General features: G+C 67.8%; 13 protein-coding genes. 8 read left to right on the forward strand and 5 right to left on the reverse strand.

Going from position 1 to position 19,141, the window contains the following annotated elements:
- Nucleotides 1–38 precede the first annotated feature (38 nt).
- Complete coding sequence (locus tag ACTJJX_RS05915; protein WP_003106937.1) at nucleotides 39–173, reverse strand: hypothetical protein; 135 nt, start codon at nucleotides 171–173, stop codon at nucleotides 39–41.
- A gap of 109 nt (nucleotides 174–282) precedes the next feature.
- On the opposite strand from ACTJJX_RS05915, the gene ACTJJX_RS05920 reads away from it, so the two are divergent.
- Nucleotides 283–2,055, forward strand: a complete 1,773-nt coding sequence (locus tag ACTJJX_RS05920; RefSeq protein ID WP_003086721.1) for a S8/S53 family peptidase — start codon at nucleotides 283–285, stop codon at nucleotides 2,053–2,055.
- A gap of 22 nt (nucleotides 2,056–2,077) precedes the next feature.
- Here the strand turns inward: ACTJJX_RS05920 and ACTJJX_RS05925 are convergent, their stop codons facing one another.
- Nucleotides 2,078–4,654 (reverse strand): PAS domain-containing protein, encoded by a 2,577-nt coding sequence (locus tag ACTJJX_RS05925; RefSeq protein ID WP_016851867.1) that lies wholly within the window; start codon nucleotides 4,652–4,654, stop codon nucleotides 2,078–2,080.
- Nucleotides 4,655–4,888: 234 nt separating this feature from the next.
- Nucleotides 4,889–5,203: a LasR-specific antiactivator QslA gene (locus ACTJJX_RS05930; protein ID WP_003106944.1), complete on the reverse strand. Its 315-nt coding sequence runs from the start codon at nucleotides 5,201–5,203 to the stop codon at nucleotides 4,889–4,891.
- Nucleotides 5,204–6,243: 1,040 nt separating this feature from the next.
- On the opposite strand from ACTJJX_RS05930, the gene aprX reads away from it, so the two are divergent.
- The 6 genes from aprX to aprI all read left to right on the forward strand — a co-directional run bounded on the left by aprX (nucleotide 6,244) and on the right by aprI (nucleotide 14,540).
- Nucleotides 6,244–7,488 (forward strand): type I secretion system-dependent protein AprX, encoded by a 1,245-nt coding sequence (gene aprX / locus ACTJJX_RS05935; RefSeq protein ID WP_016851866.1) that lies wholly within the window; start codon nucleotides 6,244–6,246, stop codon nucleotides 7,486–7,488.
- An 86-nt stretch (nucleotides 7,489–7,574) separates the two neighbouring features.
- Entirely contained in the window at nucleotides 7,575–9,356 is a 1,782-nt protein-coding gene (gene aprD, locus ACTJJX_RS05940; protein ID WP_003082539.1) for an alkaline protease secretion ATP-binding protein AprD, read from the forward strand.
- Nucleotides 9,353–10,651, forward strand: a complete 1,299-nt coding sequence (aprE, locus tag ACTJJX_RS05945) for an alkaline protease secretion protein AprE (protein ID WP_003082540.1) — start codon at nucleotides 9,353–9,355, stop codon at nucleotides 10,649–10,651. The genes aprD and aprE overlap by 4 nt, the downstream gene beginning before the upstream one ends.
- A gap of 3 nt (nucleotides 10,652–10,654) precedes the next feature.
- Nucleotides 10,655–12,100 (forward strand): alkaline protease secretion protein AprF, encoded by a 1,446-nt coding sequence (aprF, locus tag ACTJJX_RS05950; protein WP_016851865.1) that lies wholly within the window; start codon nucleotides 10,655–10,657, stop codon nucleotides 12,098–12,100.
- Between the two features lie 358 nt (nucleotides 12,101–12,458).
- A complete protein-coding gene (gene aprA / locus ACTJJX_RS05955) occupies nucleotides 12,459–13,898 on the forward strand; it encodes a serralysin family metalloprotease AprA (protein ID WP_003082542.1) in 1,440 nt (479 codons plus the stop codon).
- 246 nt (nucleotides 13,899–14,144) lie between these two features.
- Nucleotides 14,145–14,540 carry an alkaline proteinase inhibitor AprI gene (gene aprI / locus ACTJJX_RS05960; RefSeq protein WP_003082543.1) on the forward strand — a complete coding sequence of 132 codons (396 nt, stop codon included), beginning with the start codon at nucleotides 14,145–14,147 and terminating at the stop codon, nucleotides 14,538–14,540.
- Between the two features lie 12 nt (nucleotides 14,541–14,552).
- On the opposite strand, the gene ACTJJX_RS05965 is transcribed toward aprI, so the two are convergent.
- Entirely contained in the window at nucleotides 14,553–16,178 is a 1,626-nt protein-coding gene (locus ACTJJX_RS05965) for a methyl-accepting chemotaxis protein (protein WP_003082544.1), read from the reverse strand.
- A gap of 240 nt (nucleotides 16,179–16,418) precedes the next feature.
- Between ACTJJX_RS05965 and lhpD the strand changes: the two genes are divergently transcribed.
- Nucleotides 16,419–17,423 (forward strand): bifunctional delta(1)-pyrroline-2-carboxylate/delta(1)-piperideine-2-carboxylate reductase, encoded by a 1,005-nt coding sequence (gene lhpD / locus ACTJJX_RS05970; protein ID WP_003082545.1) that lies wholly within the window; start codon nucleotides 16,419–16,421, stop codon nucleotides 17,421–17,423.
- A 103-nt stretch (nucleotides 17,424–17,526) separates the two neighbouring features.
- Here lhpD and ACTJJX_RS05975 read toward each other — a convergent pair whose 3' ends face one another.
- Nucleotides 17,527–19,107: an aldehyde dehydrogenase (NADP(+)) gene (locus ACTJJX_RS05975; RefSeq protein ID WP_016851864.1), complete on the reverse strand. Its 1,581-nt coding sequence runs from the start codon at nucleotides 19,105–19,107 to the stop codon at nucleotides 17,527–17,529.
- Between the last annotated feature and the right edge of the window lie 34 nt (nucleotides 19,108–19,141).

A 19,141-nucleotide genomic window follows, 5' to 3' on the forward strand; every position in this document is an offset into this window, starting at 1 on the left:
GCCAGTCATCGTCGCGAAATGGACAGTCGGCGGATTTTTCAGCGTTGCCGCATCAGGTACGGGCCGCAGCCCTGGGCCAGCAGCCCGGCCGGGATGGCCAGCAGGGAGATGCGGTGGATCTGCCGGGAGCAGCGGTTCACCCCGCCTTCGACGAGGCGCAGGCGCTGGAACAACTGGTGGGCTAGCCTGCGCCTCGGCGTGGCCGGGGGCCCGCCTTCAACCTGAACGAAGCGTTTCGCCAGGTGGTCGGAACAACAGGTCCCCGTTACGGAAGCCGAGTCCATGCCGCTGCGCCGTGCCGTTTTCGCCATCCTTTTCGCGTCCCTGGGCAGTCCTTTGGTCGCCGCCGAAACACCCCTGCGCCTGGAGCGCCTGGAGCGCTGCGGCGATCTCCTGGCCAGCGAGCGGCAGGAGTGGTGCCTGCGCGTGCGCGGCCTGGGCGCCGGCCTGCCGCGCCTGTTGCTGGACGGCCGTGAACTGCCGGCCACCGCCCTGCGGCGCGAGGGCGACGGCCTGCGGCTCCGCCTGGACCGCCGTGGCCACGCCAGCGGTCCGCTTTGGCTGGAGCAGGGCGGGCGCAGCAGCAATCCGGTATGGCTGACCCTGAACGGCAGTCATGTGCTCGCCGCCGGTCCCGACGAGGTGGCGAAGAACATGGATGGCCTGACCACCTACGTCGACCTGGTCAGCCTGTTGATCGAGGAGAACCACGACGGTCGCCGGGAGGCCGAACGCCTGGCCGATAAATATGGCGCGCGGGTGGTCGGCGCGATCCCGCCGTTGAACCTCTACCAGTTGCGCCTGCCGGCGCGCGACCTCGTCCAGCGCGACGCGCTGGTCCTCCGCATCGGCAGCGAGACCAGCGTGGACGCCGTGGTGGTGGAGGAGTCCGCGCCGGAGAAGGGCGAGGAAACCGAGGCGGCGCGCCGGCCCGTGGACAAGCCGGACAGCGACTCCGACGAGTGGGCGGCCAATCGTTTCATGGACGCGGTGAACTATTACCAGCGTCGGGTCCGCGCCCGCCAGGCGCCGCTGGAGACCCGCCCGGTGCGCATCGGGGTGATCGAGCGCGACGTCGACTTCGACGCTCCCGACTTCGCCGACTACCTCGGCCCCTGCAAGGCGCCCGCACCGCGTACCTGCCTCTACGCGCGCGATGCCGAACGTCCCGACAACCACGGTTCGACGGTCGCCGGCATCCTCGCCGCGCGCTGGGACCAGGGCGGCAACAGTGGTTTCCTGCGTGGGTTGGACCGCGCCAGCCAGGGTTTCGAAGTGATCGTCGAGCGCAATTCGGATGCTGGCATCACGGCCAACGTCGCCGCCTCGGTGAACCTGGTGGAGGATGGCGTGCGGGTGCTCAACTGGAGCTGGGGCATCCACCGCGTCGGCGCTCGCGACGTCGATGGCGACGAGGTGGATTCGCTGGTGCGCTCGGGGATCGCCATGAGCGGCTACGAGGAGTTGCTCGAGGAGTTCTTCCTCTGGCTGCGCAAGGAGCATCCGGACGTGCTGGTGGTCAACTCCGCCGGCAACGGCTCGTCCTACTCCGGTACCGACGAATACCGCCTGCCGTCCTCCTTCGTTACCGAGCAGTTGCTGGTGGTGGGCGGCCACCAGCGCAGCGAGCGCCAAGGCCTGGCGGTGGACGACCCGGCCTACGCGGTCAAGCGCAGCACCTCGAACGTCGACATGCGGGTGGATGTCACCGCCGCCGCCTGTACCCATGCCTCGACCCTGGAGCGGGACGCGCGGGGCGAGGTGCACTGCGGCACCTCCTATGCCACGCCGATGGTCGCCGGCACGGTCGCCGCCATGCTTTCCCTCAACCCGCGGCTGCGACCCGAGGAGATCCGCATGCTGCTCCGGCGCAGCGCCATGACCATCGGCGGCGACTACGATTTCGAGCCGGCCGATGCCGAGGACCTCACCGCACCGATCCTGCCCTCGGAGCGCGGCTACCGCCTGGACCACCGCGACGTCGGCCGCTCGGCGCGGCTGGACATGCAGAAAGCCCTGGACCTGGCGGTGAAGAGCCGCGAGCGCGTGCGCTGAGGCGTTCCGCCGGCCCGGCGCCTCACGGCGAGGCTTCCAGCAGCCGGGCGAGGCGTTCGGCGAGTTCGTTGTGGCGGAACGGCTTGGTCAACACCTCGAAGCCGTTGAGTTGCTCGGGCCTGAGGTTGGCGTAGCCGGTGATGACCAGCACCGGCAATTGCGGGAAGCGCTGGCGCAGTTCCTCGGCAAGCTGCACGCCGGTCTTGTCGGCCATGAGATGGTCGGTGACCAGCAGGTCGGGCGCCAGGCCGCGCTCGACCTCGCCCAGGGCTTCCTCCGCCGACGCCGCCTCGCTGACCTGGTAGCCGAGATCGCCGAGCAGCAGCGCGGTGGTGTAGCGCACCATCCTGTCGTCGTCGACCAGCAGCACGTGGGTCGGCCGCAACGCCTCCGGTGCGTCCGGGCAGCTTTCTGCGGTGGATTGCGTCTGCTCCGCGGTGATCGGCAGCCAGATGCTCACCCGGGTCCCCTTGCCGATCTCCGAGTGGATGCCCAGGCCGCCGCCGGACTGGGCGACCAGGCCCTGGACCATCGACAGGCCGAGGCCGGTGCCCTTGCCCACGCCCTTGGTGGAAAAGAACGGCTCCATGCAGCGGGCCAGCACCTCGGCGGGCATGCCTCCGCCGTTGTCGGCGACTTCCAGGCACACGTAGCGGCCGGCGCCGAGACCGTCCACCGCGCCGTCGATCACCAGGTCGGTCCGCGCGCCTATTTCCAGGCGGCCGCCTTCGCCCATGGCGTCGCGGGCGTTCACCGCGAGGTTGAGGATGGCCAGTTCGAACTGGTGCGGATCCACCACCACCGCCGGCAGGCGTTCCGGGATCTCGATGCGGACCTCGATGGTCGGGCCGAGCGAGCGCTCGATCAGGTCGTGCATGCCTTCGACCAGCTCGCGCAGGGCCACCGCCTGCGGCTTGAGGGTTTGCCGGCGGGCGAAGGTGAGCAGGCGACCGACGAGGTTCCGCGCCCGTTCGGCGGACTGTAGCGCGCCGTCGATGAGGTCGGTGGAGCGGGCGTCGTCGAGCCGCCGGCGGATCAGTTCCAGCGAGGCCATGATCGGCGTCAGCAGGTTGTTGAAGTCATGGGCGATGCCGCCGGTCAACTGGCCGACCATCTCCATCTTGCGTGCCTCGTGAAGCTGCGCCAGGGCGCTTTCGCGCTGGGCGAGCATGGTCGCGACACGTTCTTCCAGGCTTTCGTTGAGTTCGCGCAGCTCGTTCTCGGCGCGTACCCGCGCGCTGATGTCCATGCACACGCAGAGCAGGCCGCTGGCGGCATGCTGCTCGTCCACCAGCGGCGTGACCTGGTTCTGCACCCACACCGTATCGCCGTCGGGGCGAACGTAGCGGCCGCTCATCTCGAACGCCGCGCCGGTCGCTCCGCCTGGCGCCGCAGGGAGGGCGAAGTCGGCGGGGTCGAGGATGTCCTGCATGCGCAGGCCGAGCAGGGTCTCGCGCGAACGGCCGGCGATCTCGCAGTAGCGATCGTTGACCCGGGTGAAGCGCCAGTTCCGGTCGCATACCGCGATGCCCGCGCTGGCCTGGTCGAACATCGCCGCCAGTTGCGCGGAACTGGTGCGCAGCGCCAGCTCCGCGCGGGCATGGGTGAGCGAGGTCCAGGCCAGCTTGGCGGCTTCCTCCGCCAGGCGGCGCGAATCTTCGCCGAGCGCCTGCGGATGGGCGAAGTGGATCGCCAGCAGCGCCTCCAGCCGGCCGTGGCGCAGCACCGGGACGTGCAGCGTGGCGCCCAGCCCCAGGCGCGCGCGGCTCGCCGCCTCGTCGAGACTCATGCCGCGCTCCCCGGCGAGGTCTTCCCGCGCCACGCTGCGTCCGGCATGCAGTTCGCCGGACAGGGTGGCGCCGAACGCCAGGTAGCGATGCCGACCGACCGCCGAGCGGCCGTCGTGGAGATAGTCGCGATGAACCTGGAAGGTCATGCCGTCGCCGTTGTCCTCGCCGAAGAATATCCGCGACGCGCCCAGCTCCTCGCCGAGCCGGCGCAGGGCGGTGGCTTCGATCTCCAGGGGATCGGCCAGGGACGGCAGGGTCTGGCCCAGTTCCAGGAGGAACGCCTGGCGGCGTTCGAAACGCACCCGCTCGGTGGTCTCGGTGACGATGCACAGCACGCCGCCGACGGAACCGTCGGTTTCCCGCACCGCCGAATAGGACACGTCGAAATAGACCGTCTCGCCGCGTCCATAGCGTTCGATGTAGAAGGGCCGATCCTTTGCCGCGAAGGTTTCACCGGTCTCGTACACCCCGCGCAGCAGCGGTTCGAGGTCATCCCACAGCTCCCGCCAGTTCTCTATCGCCGGCCGGCCGAGGGCGCGCGGATGCTTGTCGCCGATGCTCGGCGCGTAGGCATCGTTGTACAGGGCGACGAATTCCGCGCCCCAGAACAGCACGATCTGCGCCTTGGCCGGCAGCAGCGTGGCCATCGTCGTCTTCAGGCTCGCCGACCAGGCGTCCGGCGGGCCGAGGGGCGAACTGGCCGCGTCGAGGCTGAGCAACAGTTTCCCGACCGCTCCTCCGTTGGCCAGGAAGGCCGGTGGATGGTCGAGGGTGTTCGGGTCCGGTTCGATGGTGAAAGGCTGTGCCATGTCTGCGGAGTCTTGCTCGGTTCCGGTTGAGGTGGTGGGTCGTATGGAATATAGGAGGGCGGTGGGTGCGCTTGCGTTCAATCCGGCTGGGGGGATGGCGCACCGGGGCGCTCCAGACGCTCGGTGCGTTGCCAGGCGGAGTCTGGCGATGATTTCGTACGCGGTGCCCGAGACCGCGATGGAGACCTGACGTCGGGGCGAACGACGCCACCGGCGTCATTCGCCATGGTCGGGTCAACCGGAACGTCGATCGGCTACCAGGCGCTGCTGCAGGCGCGTCAGGAAGGCCACTTCGAAGGCGGTCTTCTGCATCGGTGTGGGCAGGCTGTCGCGGCCGAAGGCGAAGGCGGTCCAGAGCTGGCCTTCGATCTGGTCGGCAAGCCAGTTCTCGGCCTGGCGGACGCCCTTGTCGATGGCGGGCTGGGCGGGAACCGGCCAGAGCAGGGAGAGACCGGGTTGCCGGTCGGCGGGGGGAATCTCGACCATCAGGTCCTTGTAGCGTTCGATGATTGCGTCGACGTGGGTCTTTTCCTTTTCATCCTTCGTCATGCTGGGTACTCCGTTTCTGAGAGTCACATGACCTGCCGCCTTCGCTGTCAATCGATGGAGGCAGGATCGCGCAGGGTTGACAGACCGGGAAACGGAACCGGCAGACCACGAGGGTCTCCCCACGCGATCCGCCATGAAGGCCCGCAGTTGGAAAACTGCGGTCGAGCCGATGCCTGCAAAAGCATTCGCTGCTTTCGCATGCACCGCTCGGCGCATCGCGCCGTCTCTTCGGGCTGTCAAACCCGGTCACGGATTTGGCCGTGACGGGCGCAGGATAGGGGCAGGCAAGGCGGGGAGCAAGGGCGGGAACGGGTGACGGCAGAGGCTATCGGCAGGCAAGGCGTTGGCTGAAGCGATTCATGGAAATAACCCGGCCTTGGAGCGCGCCGTTAATCATCGTTTACCAGGAGAGAACAATCCGCCTGGACTGTTCGATTCAATATTTTGTGATGCGCTTCACGTAATAAGAGTATTCCTTATGAGCCACGCAAAAGTGTCATTCGCTTCTTCGAAGAGGGCGCTGCCGAAGTTGCACGCTAGTTGGGCACGCCGCGAGGGCGGCTCGGCACTTTGGTGCATAAGGATATAACCCTTTCTTCATTTCTGATTTTCGTCAGAGTTCGTGCCGGGGCGACCGTCCGTCATTCGATATTAATTAAAAGCGTCAATAATCCGTTTAGGAATCAGGGGCTTGGAAATCCACCTGGCAGAACTGACAGGTCGGTATGCCCAACCAAAGTATTGAACTGATTTAAGTGGTGGTACAAATTTGCCTTTCCCATGTTAGTCCTACTTAACAGGCGAAGCGGTGGAGAGCGCTCTGTTGCGGGCTGCTCGGGATTAAATGGGTTTCGCCCTCGGGGGCTCCTGTCTTCCAATAAAAACAAGTTGTCGCCAGGCCTGATGAACTTTCAGGTACCCGCGTTCCGTTTTCTCGCGGAACTCACTGACTGCGCTTAACCGCGTGACCGGTTCGGTCGGTAAACAGCGACCTGCGCCGGAAACGCGATAACCGAGACAACTCAATCGAGGAACAGAAGATGGGATTATTCAATGCAGCCGCGAACCTGTTCGGCCAGGTCTACGAGCGCGCGACGCAGGTGGCCGCCACCGCCGTCACGGCGGTGGCGGACGTGGCCAGGACATTGGTGGGCTCCACCGTCGACGCCGTGGAGCAGCAGGTGCACGAAGCGCTGACATCGGTGCATGACGCCGTTGCCAGCGTGGAGCAGGCGCTGGAGGGTACGGTCGGCGCGGTGGCCGGCACGCTCGGCGAGATCGCCGGCGACGCCCTCGACACCGTAGGCTCCGCGGTCGGCACGCTGGGCGGGCTGGCCGGCAACTCGCTGGCGATCGCCGACGACTTGTTGCACGGGCGCGTCGAGCCGGAGGATTACCTGAAGCTGGTCGGTGACCTGGGGCAGGGCGTCGGTGCCACCGTCGGCCATGCCTGGGAATTCGGCAGCGACAGCCTGAAGGCCGCCAACGATCTCTACCACGCCGCCTACCAGGGTGGCTCGCTAAGCCTCGGCAATAGCGACGGCCTGCTCGGGGTCAATGTGATCGGCTCGCTGCTCGGCGGCAATCACGACCAGGGCGTGATTCCCGATAGCCGCGGCATCCTCGGCCCGCTGCCGATCAACGTCTCCCTCACCGAGCAAGGCCTGACCTTCGGCGGCGAGACGCCGCTGACTCCGCTGATCACCGCAGCCCTGGCGCTGAATCCGATCACCGCGCCGCTGGTGCCGGTGCTGGCGCCGCTCAACCTCGGCGGCCTGGGAGTGGTCGGCTCGGTCGACAAGGAAGGCTTCAGCGCCAAGTTCTACGGTATCGCCGGACCCAGCTACAACCTCGGCGTGGCCAATCTCGGCGGCACCCTGGAGCTGGGTAGCTACAACGAGGTCAAGCTGCTGAGCTGGAACGAGGTGACCCTCAAGGACCTGCCCATCGTCGGCGGCATCCTCGGCTACGTGCCGGTGGTCAAGGACATCGGTGTCTCGCTGCCGACGCTGGACCTGCACTTCGACAGCAAGCTGTATGCGCAAACGATTGCCGGTGTCGATGTCGCCGGGGTCGGGCCGAAGGGCCAGATCGAGCTGGTGCATGACCTCGACAATGACCTGTCGATCGTCGCCGGTATCGCCGGGGATACCGCGCACAGCGCACTGGACGGGGCCGGCAAGGTGCTCGCGGCGCTGCTCGGCCACGGCGGCGAAGCGGCGCCGCCGACAATCCAGCTGATCGGCGCCGACCCGGCGCCGGAGCATCAGGCCCTGGCCGCCTGACGGCGAGGGAACGCCCGGCACAGGGAGGTGCCATCCGGGCTCATTCGGGATTCCAGCGGCAGTCGTGGCAGAAGTGAGCGCGCTCGATGGCAAGGCTCGGTTCCAGCGTTACCAACGAAATCAAACAGGCCCTGGCGGCCAGCCGCGGCGCATTGCGCAGCGTGGCGGCGTTCTCCGGGGTGATCAACCTGCTGATGCTGGTGCCCTCGCTGTACATGCTGCAGGTGTACGACCGCGTGCTGTCCTCGGCCAACGAAGTCACCCTGTTGATGCTGACCCTGATGGCGCTTGGCGTGTTCGTCTTCATGGGCGCGCTGGAGGCGCTGCGCAGCTTCGTCCTGGTGCGGGTCAGCGAACGCTTCGACGGCCAGTTGCACGGGCGGATCTACGCCGCCGCCTTCGAACGCAACCTGCGCGCCGGCGGCCAGGAGGCCAGCCAGGCGCTGCACGACCTGACCACCCTGCGCCAGTTCATCACCGGCCAGGCGCTGTTCGCCTTCTTCGACGCACCCTGGTTCCCGGTCTACCTGCTGGTGATCTTCCTCTTCGACCCCTGGCTCGGCCTGCTCTCGCTGGTCGGCGCGCTGGCCCTGATGGCCCTCGCCTGGTTCAACGAACGCGCCACCCGTGCGCCGCTGGCCAAGGCCGGCGAGTTGTCGATCAAGTCCGGCCAACTGGCCAGCAACAACCTGCGCAACGCCGAGGTGATCGAGGCGATGGGCATGCTCGGCAGCATGCGCGGGCGCTGGGAACGGCTGCACCAGGCGTTCCTCGACCAGCAGAGCCTGGCCAGCGAGCGCGCGGCGCGGATCAACGCGCTGAGCAAATACCTGCGCATCGCCCTGCAATCCCTGGTGCTCGGCCTCGGCGCCTGGCTGGCGGTGGAGGGACGCATCACCCCGGGGATGATGATCGCCGGCTCGATCCTGATGGGACGTGCGCTGGGGCCTATCGACCAACTGATCGGCGTGTGGAAGCAGTGGGGCGCGGCGCGCGATGCCTATCGCCGGCTGAGCGGCCTGCTCGACGAATTCCCCGCCCGCGAGCGGCGCATGGAATTGCCCGAGCCGCGTGGCCACCTGCTGCTGGAATCGCTGGACGCGGCGCCGCCCGGCAGCGAGGCGCGCACCCTGCGTGGCCTGACCCTGGCGATCCCGGCCGGCTCGGTGGTCGGCGTGATCGGTCCGTCCGGCTCCGGCAAGTCGAGCCTGGCGCGGGTAGTGCTGGGCATCTGGCCGACCCTGCACGGCAGCGTGCGCCTGGACGGCGCCGAGATCCGCCAGTACGAGCGCGAGACCCTCGGCCCGCGCATCGGCTACCTGCCGCAGGACATCGAACTGTTCGCCGGCACGGTGGCGGAAAACATCGCCCGCTTCGGCGAGGTGCAGGCCGACAAGGTGGTGGAGGCGGCGCGCCTGGCCGGGGTCCATGAACTGGTCCTGCGCCTGCCGCAGGGCTACGACACCGTGCTCGGCGTCGGCGGCGCCGGGCTTTCCGGCGGCCAGCGCCAGCGCATCGCCCTGGCCCGGGCGCTGTACGGTGCGCCGACCCTGGTGGTGCTCGACGAACCCAACTCGAACCTCGACGACAGCGGCGAGCAGGCGCTGCTGGCGGCGATCCAGGCGCTCAAGGCGCGTGGCTGCACGGTGCTGCTGATCACCCACCGGGCCGGCGTGCTGGGTTGCGCCGACCGCCTGCTGGCGCTGAACGCCGGCCAGTTGCACTTGTACGGCGAGCGCGACCAGGTGCTCGCCGCCTTGAACAACCAGCGCGCCGCGTCGGCGTCGCAGCAGCGCGCGGACTACCGGGTGGCCGGCTACGGCGCGCCGCAGGTGGTGGCCGCGCCGCGCCAGGGAGGTGTGGAATGACCCGCACGGTGAAACGCGACGAGAACGCCTATGCGCGACTGGGCTGGCTGCTGGTCCTGTTCGGCTTCGGCGGCGCGCTGCTCTGGGCCGCCTTCGCGCCGCTCGACCAGGGCGTGGCGGTGCCGGCCACGGTGATCATCTCCGGCCAGCGCAAGTCGGTGCAGCATCCGCTGGGCGGGGTGGTCAAGCACATCCTGGTGCGCGACGGCCAGCATGTGGAGGCGGGCGAGCCGCTGATCCGCATGGAACCGACCCAGGCCCGGGCCAACGTCGATTCGCTGCTCAACCGGTACGCCAACGCGCGGCTCAACCAGGCGCGCCTGCAGGCCGAATACGACGGCCGGCGGACCCTGGAGATGCCCGCGGGGCTGGCCGAGCAGGCCCCGCTGCCGACCCTCGGCGAGCGCCTGGAGTTGCAGCGGCAGTTGCTGCACAGCCGCCAGACCGCGCTGGCCAACGAACTCTCCGCATTGCGGGCGAACATCGAGGGGCTGCGCGCCCAGCTCGAAGGGTTGCGCCAGACCGAGGGCAACCAGCGCCTGCAACAACGCCTGTTGAACAGCCAGTTGAGCGGTGCGCGCGACCTCGCCGAGGAAGGCTACATGCCGCGCAACCAGTTGCTCGAACAGGAGCGCCAACTGGCCGAGGTGAACGCCCGGCTATCGGAGAGCAGCGGTCGCTTCGGGCAGATCCGCCAGAGCATCGCCGAGGCGCAGATGCGCATCGCCCAACGCGAGGAGGAGTACCGCAAGGAAGTCAACGGGCAACTGGCGGAAACCCAGGTCAATGCGCGGACGCTCTGGGAGGAGCTGTCCTCGGCGCGCTACGAACTGCGCCACGCCGAGATCCGCGCGCCGGTCAGCGGCTACGTGGCCGGCTTGAAGGTGTTCACCGATGGCGGGGTGATCGGCCCCGGCGAATTGCTGATGTACATCGTGCCCAACAGCGACAGCCTGGAAGTGGAGGGCCAGCTCGCGGTGAACCTGGTCGACCGGATCCACAGCGGGCTGCCGGTGGAGATGCTGTTCACCGCCTTCAACCAGAGCAAGACCCCGCGGGTCACCGGCGAGGTGACCATGGTCAGCGCCGACCGCCTGCTCGACGAGCAGAACAAGCAGCCCTACTACGCGCTGCGCGCCCAGGTCGACGCGGCCGCGATGGGTAAGCTGAAGGGCCTGCAGATCCGCCCGGGGATGGCGGTGCAGGTGTTCGTCCGCACCGGCGAGCGCTCGCTGCTCAATTACCTGTTCAAGCCCCTGTTCGACCGCGCCCACGTGGCGCTGGCGGAGAACTGACCGATGACCATGCGCCGCCTGATGACCTGGCTGTTCGGCGCCTTCCTGTTGCTGCTGCGCGAGGACGCCTTCGCCCTCGGCCTGCTGGACGGCTATCACCTGGCCCTGGAGAACGACCCGCAGTTCCAGGCCGCGATCCAGGAGCACGAGGCCGGCAGGCAATACCGTGCGCTCGGCCGCGCGGCGCTGCTGCCGCGCCTGGTGTACAGCTACAACCGTGGGCGCAGCTGGTCCGATGTGACCCAGACCACCACCCGCGGCGATCTCAAGGAAGACCGCGACTACGACAGCTACGTCTCCACCCTCAGCCTGCAACAGCCGTTGTTCGACTACGAGGCCTTCAGCCGCTACCGCAAGGGCGTGGCCCAGGCGCTGCTGTCCGACGAGCGCTTCCGCAGCCAGAGCCAGGAACTGCTGGTCCGGGTCCTGGAAGCCTATACCGGCGCGCTGCTGGCCCAGGACCAGATCGAACTGGCGCGGGCGCAGAAACGCTCCTACCGCGAGCAGTTCCAGCTCAACCAGCGCCAGTTCGAGCGCGGCAACGGCACCCGCACCGACACCCTGGAGACCCAGGCCCGCTTCAACCTGGCCCAGGCCCAGGAAATCGAGGCGCGGGACAGCCAGGATGCCGCCCTGCGCGAGCTGGAGCGGCTGGTCGGGGCGCCGCTGGAGATCGCCGACCTGGCGCCGCTCGGCGAACGCTTCCAGGTGCGCCCGCTGAGCCCCGCCAGCTACACCGCCTGGCGCGACCTGGCGCTGGCCGAGAATCCCGAGCTGGCCTCGCTGCGCCACGCGGTGGACGTGGCCCGCTACGAGGTCGAGCAGAACCGCGCCGACTTCCTGCCGCGCCTGGGCCTGTACGCCAGCACCGGCAAGTCCAAGTCCGGTTCGGAGAACACCTACAACCAGCGCTACGAGACCGACAGCGTCGGCATCCAGTTGAGCGTTCCGCTGTTCTCCGGCGGCGAGACCCTGGCGGCGACGCGCCAGGCCACGCATCGCATGGAGAAGAGCCATTACGACCTGGACGACAAGGTCCGCGAGACCCTCAACCAGGTGCGCAAGATGTACAACCAGAGCAGCAGCAGCGCGGCGAAGATCCGCGCCTACGAGATGACCGTGGATTCGGCGCGGACGCTGGTGATGGCCACGCGCAAGAGCATCGCCGCCGGGGTGCGGGTCAACCTCGACCTGCTGAACGCCGAGCAGGCGCTGTACAGCGCGATGAACGAGCTGTCCAAGGCCAAGTACGACTACCTCACGGCCTGGGCACGCCTGCGTTTCTACGCCGGGGTGCTGGACGAAGCCGACCTGGAACTGGTGGCGGCGAACTTCGTTTCCGGCGAGACGCCGGCGCGCCGCCGCGACTGCGCGACGACGGATTGCCCGGCGCCGCTGCACACCCTGTCGAAGACCGATACGGAGGAAAACCGGAGCGCGCTCAATTGAGACCGCGAAGGACGTGCAGGCAATTGTTCGCCTGGCGTGAAGTCGATGTCCCGGGCGGGTCGACAGAGGTCGAACAATACGCATGGAATTGTTTTTTCAATAAGGCGCTATTTATATGAAACGGTTTTTATAATATTCCAGTGACTTCGGTAGTTTATCTTTCCTGCATGATTTCATATATGCGGAATTCGTTCGTGCATATGCTTTAAGTGCAGCTTAATTTTTTTCGTGAAACCTGTGGACATTGGAAAATGAGCTGTGTCAGTTTGGACTTCGGCCTGATCTGGCCGATAACTGCAATTATCCATCCGATAATTGTATCCGAGTTATTTCCTTTACAACTTAAAGGGATATGACAATGTCCAGCAATTCTCTTGCATTGAAAGGTCGTAGCGATGCGTATACCCAGGTAGACAACTTCCTGCATGCCTATGCGCGGGGCGGGGACGAATTGGTCAATGGCCATCCGTCCTATACCGTCGACCAGGCGGCGGAGCAGATCCTCCGCGAACAGGCGTCTTGGCAGAAAGCGCCGGGCGACTCGGTGCTGACCCTGTCCTATTCGTTCCTGACCAAACCGAACGACTTCTTCAATACGCCGTGGAAGTATGTCAGCGATATCTACTCGCTGGGCAAGTTCAGCGCCTTTTCCGCGCAGCAGCAGGCCCAGGCCAAGTTGTCGCTGCAATCCTGGTCGGACGTCACCAATATCCACTTCGTCGACGCCGGCCAGGGCGATCAGGGCGACCTGACCTTCGGCAACTTTAGCAGTAGTGTCGGCGGTGCGGCGTTCGCCTTCCTGCCGGATGTACCGGATGCGCTCAAGGGGCAATCCTGGTACCTGATCAACAGCAGCTACAGCGCCAACGTCAATCCGGCCAACGGCAACTACGGACGCCAGACCCTGACCCACGAGATCGGCCATACCCTGGGCCTGAGCCACCCCGGCGACTACAACGCCGGCGAGGGCGATCCCACCTACGCCGACGCTACCTACGCCGAGGACACCCGCGCCTATTCGGTGATGAGCTACTGGGAAGAGCAGAACACCGGCCAGGACTTCAAGGGCGCCTATTCCTCGGCACCGCTGCTGGACGACATCGCGGCGATCCAGAAGCTCTACGGGGCCAACCTGACCACCCGCACCGGCGACACGGTGTACGGCTTCAACTCCAACACCGAGCGCGACTTCTACAGCGCCACCTCGTCCAGTTCCAAGCTGGTGTTCTCGGTGTGGGACGCCGGCGGCAACGACACCCTGGACTTCTCCGGCTTCAGCCAGAACCAGAAGATCAACCTCAACGAGAAGGCGCTGTCCGATGTCGGCGGGTTGAAGGGCAATGTGTCGATCGCTGCCGGGGTCACCGTGGAAAACGCCATCGGCGGCTCGGGTAGCGACCTGTTGATCGGCAACGACGTGGCCAACGTGCTCAAGGGCGGCGCCGGCAACGACATCCTCTACGGCGGCCTCGGCGCGGACCAGTTGTGGGGCGGCGCGGGGGCCGACACCTTCGTCTACGGCGATATCGCCGAGTCCTCCGCGGCGGCGCCGGATACCCTGCGCGACTTCGTCAGCGGCCAGGACAAGATCGACCTGTCCGGGCTGGACGCCTTCGTCAACGGCGGGCTGGTGCTGCAATACGTCGACGCCTTCGCCGGCAAGGCCGGCCAGGCGATCCTGTCCTACGACGCGGCGAGCAAGGCCGGCAGCCTGGCGATCGACTTCAGCGGGGACGCCCATGCCGATTTCGCGATCAATCTGATCGGCCAGGCGACCCAGGCCGACATCGTCGTCTGACGCGCTGAAGCGGGCGCGGTTCGGTGCGGCGGTACGAACCGCGGCCCTTCGGCCGGCCGGGCACTGTTCGAATTGATAGGTGTCTTCCACAGGAGCGAAGTTGTGAACTGTGGCGCGCCCGTGGGCCGGCGGCCTGGCGGACGAACGGAGGCCCGCGGCGCCTGGCGCGCGCTGGCGTTCGAAGCGAGGATGGCGGGCGGCGTTCGCCGTGTTATCCGATGTTCCAGGCTTGAAGGAGATCTCTCGATGTCGGCAAGCGCGAAGCTCTCCAGGATGGTTTGCTTGCTCTGCGGTTTTTTCAGCACAGGTATCAGTATGGCCAGCAGTCTGATTCTTCTCAGCGCTTCCGATCTCGCCGGGCAATGGACCCTGCAGCAGGACGAGGCGCCCGCGATCTGCCACCTGGAGCTGCGCGACAGCGAAGTGGCGGAAGCCAGTGGCTACGACCTGGGCGGCGATACCGCCTGCCTCACGCGCTGGCTGCCCAGCGAGCCGCGTGCCTGGAGGCCTACCCCGGCCGGGATCGCGCTGCTCGAACGCGGCGGCCTGACCCTGATGCTCCTCGGTCGCCAGGGCGAGGGCGACTACCGGGTGCAGAAGGGCGACGGCGGGCAGTTGGTGCTGCGCCGCGCGACGCCCTAGCTCGCCTGCGGGTCAGACCACGAAGCGACCGATCATGCCCTTGAGGTCGTTGGCCAGGCGCGACAGCTCGTGGCTGGCGCCGCGGGTCTGCTCGGCGCCCTGGGTGGTCTGTACGGCAACGTCGCGGATGTTCACCAGGTTGCGGTCGACCTCGCGGGCGACGTGGGCCTGCTCTTCGGCAGCGCTGGCGATCACCAGGGTGCGCTCGTTGATCCGCGTGGCGTGCTCGGCGATCTCGCCCAGGGCGTGGTCGGCGGCCTCGGCCTCGTCGAGCATCTGCCGGGCGCGCTGGTCGTTCTCGCGCATCGCGGACACCGCGGTGTCGGTGCCCTCGCGGACGCTGGCGATCATGCCTTCGATCTCATGGGTCGATTGCTGGGTGCGGTGGGCGAGGGCGCGCACCTCGTCGGCGACCACCGCGAATCCGCGGCCCTGCTCGCCGGCGCGGGCGGCCTCGATGGCGGCATTGAGGGCGAGGAGGTTGGTCTGCTCGGCGATGGCGCGGATCACGTCGAGCACCTTGCCGATGTCCTGCGCCTGGCTGGCCAGGCCTTCCACCAGGCGCGCGGTCTGGCCGATCTCGGCGTTCATCTGGCGGATCGAGCGGACGGTCTGTCCGACCCGTGCGCGGCCGTTGCCGGCGGCCCGTTCCGAGAGACTGGAGGCCTCGGCGGTGGAGCTGGCGTTGCGCGCGACCTCCTCGACCGCCGCGCTCATTTCGTTGACCGCGGTGGCGGCCATCTCGATCTCATCGTTCTGCCGGGCCAGCGACCGGTTGCCTTCCTCGGTCACCGCGTTCAGTTGCTCGGCAGCGGCGGCCAGCAGCGCGGCGGAATCGCCGATCTGCTCGATGGTGTCGTGCAGGCTGGCCTGCATGCTGCGCATGGCCTTCATCAGTTGCGCCGGCTCGTCGTCGCCGTCGCTGGCGATCTCGCCGGTCAGGTCGCGGGCTGCGATGCGGTCGGCACAGGACACCGCCTGGCGGATCGGCACGACGATGCTGCGGGTCAGCAGCCAGGCGATCGTCACGCTGGCCGCCAGGGCCACCAGCAGCACCGCGAGGATCGCGGTGGAGGCCCGGGAGTAGACATCGGCGGCTTCGGCGGTGGAGGCGCGGGCGGCCTCGCGGTCGAGGGCGATGAGTTGCTTCAGGGTCCGCTGCACCTGCTCGTAGCGCTGCAACTGGGCCCCGCCCATCAGCACGCTGGCTTCGTCGGTACGGTTGTCACGGGACAGCGCGAGCAGGGCGGCGTGTCCTTCGAGGTATTCCTGCTGGCGCTGGACGAACTGGTCGAGCAACGCGCGCTCCTCGTCCAGGACCAGCAAGGGGCGGTATTCCCTTTCCACCCTGGCGAGGGTAGCGATGACCTCGTCCATCCGTTGTTCCTGCTGGCGCATGCGCGTGGCGTCGTGCAGCAGCACGTGGTTCATCTCGCCGAGGCGCAGTTCGCTCATCAGGCCGCTGAGCTGGGCCGAGGCTTCGACGCTGGGCAGCCAGACCTCGCCGATATCCTTGGCGGCGCGGTTCAGCGAACCCATGCGGTTGTGCGCGAAGAGGCCGAGCGCCACCAGCAGCGAGGCGAGGATGGCGAAGCCGATGACGGCGCGTGGGGTGATGGCGATACGACGAAGAAGCATGGGGGTGGTCTCCGACCGGGCTGTGGGAAGGTGCTTGGTCCTGTAGCGGGGCGCGGAAGGGTTTCTTGATGGTCTGCGGGGCTATTTGGAATTGCCTTACATGATTGCTAGGAATTTTCTGTAAGTTTTCGATGTGCTCGAGCCGGTTGTGCCGTTTTCGGCATGCTCCGGGTCGATTGAGGTCAAGAGAAGGCTGCCGCGGCAGGCCACCCTAGGGATTGGTCGAACAAGGAGAAGCCCGTGATCCGAATGACGCTGGACGAGGTCCGCGAGCTGGCCGTGCGCATCCTGCGCCGGCACGCTTTCAGCGAAGCCCATGTACAGGCGGTGGCCGATACCCTGGTGGCGGGGGAGCGTGACGAATGCGCGTCCCACGGTATCTGGCGGTTGCTCGGCTGCATCGCCACCCTGAAGGCCGGCAAGGTATCCGCCGACGCCGAGCCGGAACTGCACGACATCGCTCCCGGCCTGCTGCGGGTCGACGCCCATGGCGGGTTCTCCCAGTGCGCATTCCGGCTGGGGCTGCCGCATCTGCTGGAGAAGGCCCGCAGCCAGGGTATCGCGGCGATGGCGGTAAACCGCTGTGTGCATTTCTCCGCGCTATGGGTTGAGGTCGAGGCACTCACCGAGGCGGGCCTGGTGGCCCTGGCGACCACGCCGAGTCATGCCTGGGTGGCGCCGGCGGGCGGACGCAAGCCGATCTTCGGCACCAACCCGATCGCCTTTGGCTGGCCGCGTCCGGACGGCCCGCCGTTCGTCTTCGACTTCGCCACCAGCGCCGTGGCGCGTGGCGAGATCCAGTTGCACGAACGCGCCGGCAAGCCGATCCCGCTGGGCTGGGGGGTGGACGAGCAGGGCGAGCCGACCACCGATGCCAGCGCGGCGTTGCGAGGCGCCATGCTCACTTTCGGCGGGCACAAGGGCTCGGCCCTGGCGGCGATGGTCGAACTGCTCGCCGGTCCGCTGATCGGCGACCTGACCAGTGCCGAGTCGCTGGCCTACGACGAGGGCAGCCGTTCTTCTCCCTACGGTGGCGAACTGCTGATCGCCATCGATCCGCGGCGCATGCTCGGCGCCTCGGCGGAGGAGCACCTGGCGCGCGCCGAGACGCTGTTCGAAGGCATCGTCGAACAGGGCGCGCGCTTGCCCTCGCAGCGACGCTTCGAAGCGCGCGAACGCAGCGCCAGGGACGGCGTGACGATTCCCGAGGCGTTGCACCGGGAGCTGCTGGCGTTGCTGGAGTGAGCGCAAGGCGAGGGGCCGACCGGACAGCGTGGCGCAACGAGGACGACTGCGTAGGGCGGATAGCGCCAACGGCGCTATCCGCCATCCAGGCTCCCAGGCGTGCTCAATCCAGCGCCTCGCGCGTGCTCCGGCCATCGACCAGGCGCAGCAGGCCCAGCGGGTTGGCGTTCTTCAGGGCGTCCGGGAGCAGGCTGTCGGGGTAGTCCTGGTAGCACAGCGGGCGCAGGAAGCGTTCGATGGCCAGGGTTCCCACCGAGGTGCCGCGAGCGTCGGAGGTGGCCGGGTAGGGGCCGCCGTGGACCATGGCGTCGCACACCTCGACGCCGGTCGGATAGCCGTTGAATAGCAGGCGCCCGGCCTTGCGTTCGAGCAGCGGGACCAGCCCGGCGAACGCCGCGAGGTCGTCCGCTTCGCCGATCAGGGTCGCCGACAACTGGCCGTGCAGGTTGTCCAGCGCGCGGGCAAGCTGTTCCTCGTCGGCCGCCTCGACGACCACGGTGGCCGGGCCGAACACCTCTTCCTGGAGCAGTTCGTCGCCTTCCAGCAACAGGCCCACGTCGGCCTTGAACAACTGCGGATGGGCCTGCCGCCCTTCCTGTGGCGCGCCGGCCAGGCGCCGGATGCTGGGGTGGCGCTCCAGGCGTTGCAGTCCTTCGACATAGCTGCGCAAGGTGCCGGCGTTGAGCATGCTCTGTGCCGGCCTGGCGGCCAGTGCCTCGCCCAGGGCCGCGACGAAGGCGTCGAAGCCGGGGGAGCGCAGGCCAAGCACCAGGCCCGGCTTGGTGCAGAACTGGCCGCAGCCGAGCGTCACCGAGGCGGCCAGCTCCTCCGCCACCTGCCGGCCGCGCCGGCGCAGGGCTTCGGGGAGCACCACCAGCGGATTGATGCTGCTCATCTCGGCGAACACCGGGATCGGCTGCGGCCGCGCCGCTGCCAGGTCGCACAGTGCGCGCCCGCCCTTGAGCGAACCGGTGAAGCCGACCGCGCGGATGGCCGGATGGCGCACCAGCGCCTCGCCGACGCCGTTGCCGTAGACCATGTTGAATACCCCGGCCGGCATGCCGCTGTCGGCCGCCGCCTGGAGGATCGCGTCGGCCACGCATTCGGCTGTGGCCATGTGTCCGCCGTGGGCCTTGACCACCACCGGACAGCCGGCGGCCAGGGCGGCGGCGCTGTCGCCGCCGGCGGTGGAAAAGGCCAGCGGGAAGTTGCTGGCACCGAACACCGCCACCGGGCCGAGACCGATTCGCCACTGGCGCAGGTCGGGGCGCGGCGGGGTACGCCCGGGTTGTCCGCGATCGATGCGCGCGCCGTGGAAGTCGCCACGCCGCAGGACTTCGGCGAACAGCCGCAACTGGTTGGCGGTACGTGTCCGTTCGCCCTGGATGCGTACGGCGGGCAGCGCGGTCTCGCGACGGACCAGGGCGACGAAGTCGTCGCCCAGGGCGTCGAGGCGCGAGGCGATCGCCTCGAGGAATCCGGCGCGGCGCGTGGCGGACAGTTGCCGGTAGTGTGGATAGGCGCGTTCGGCGGCGCGGGCGGCGGCGTCGACCTCCGCCTCGGTGGCCTGGACGAAGGCGTAGGGCAGCGCTTCGCCGCTGTCGGCGTCGAGGCTGCGCAGGATGAGGTTGCCGGCGGCGCTGCGAGCGCCNCCGACGTAGTTGTGACCGAGGATACTGGGCATGGGGCCTCCCTGGGGACGGTGGACGGAATGCTCT

This window comes from Pseudomonas sp. 22490 (assembly GCF_052044465.1).
Taxonomy (GTDB): Bacteria; Pseudomonadota; Gammaproteobacteria; order Pseudomonadales; family Pseudomonadaceae; genus Pseudomonas; species Pseudomonas aeruginosa.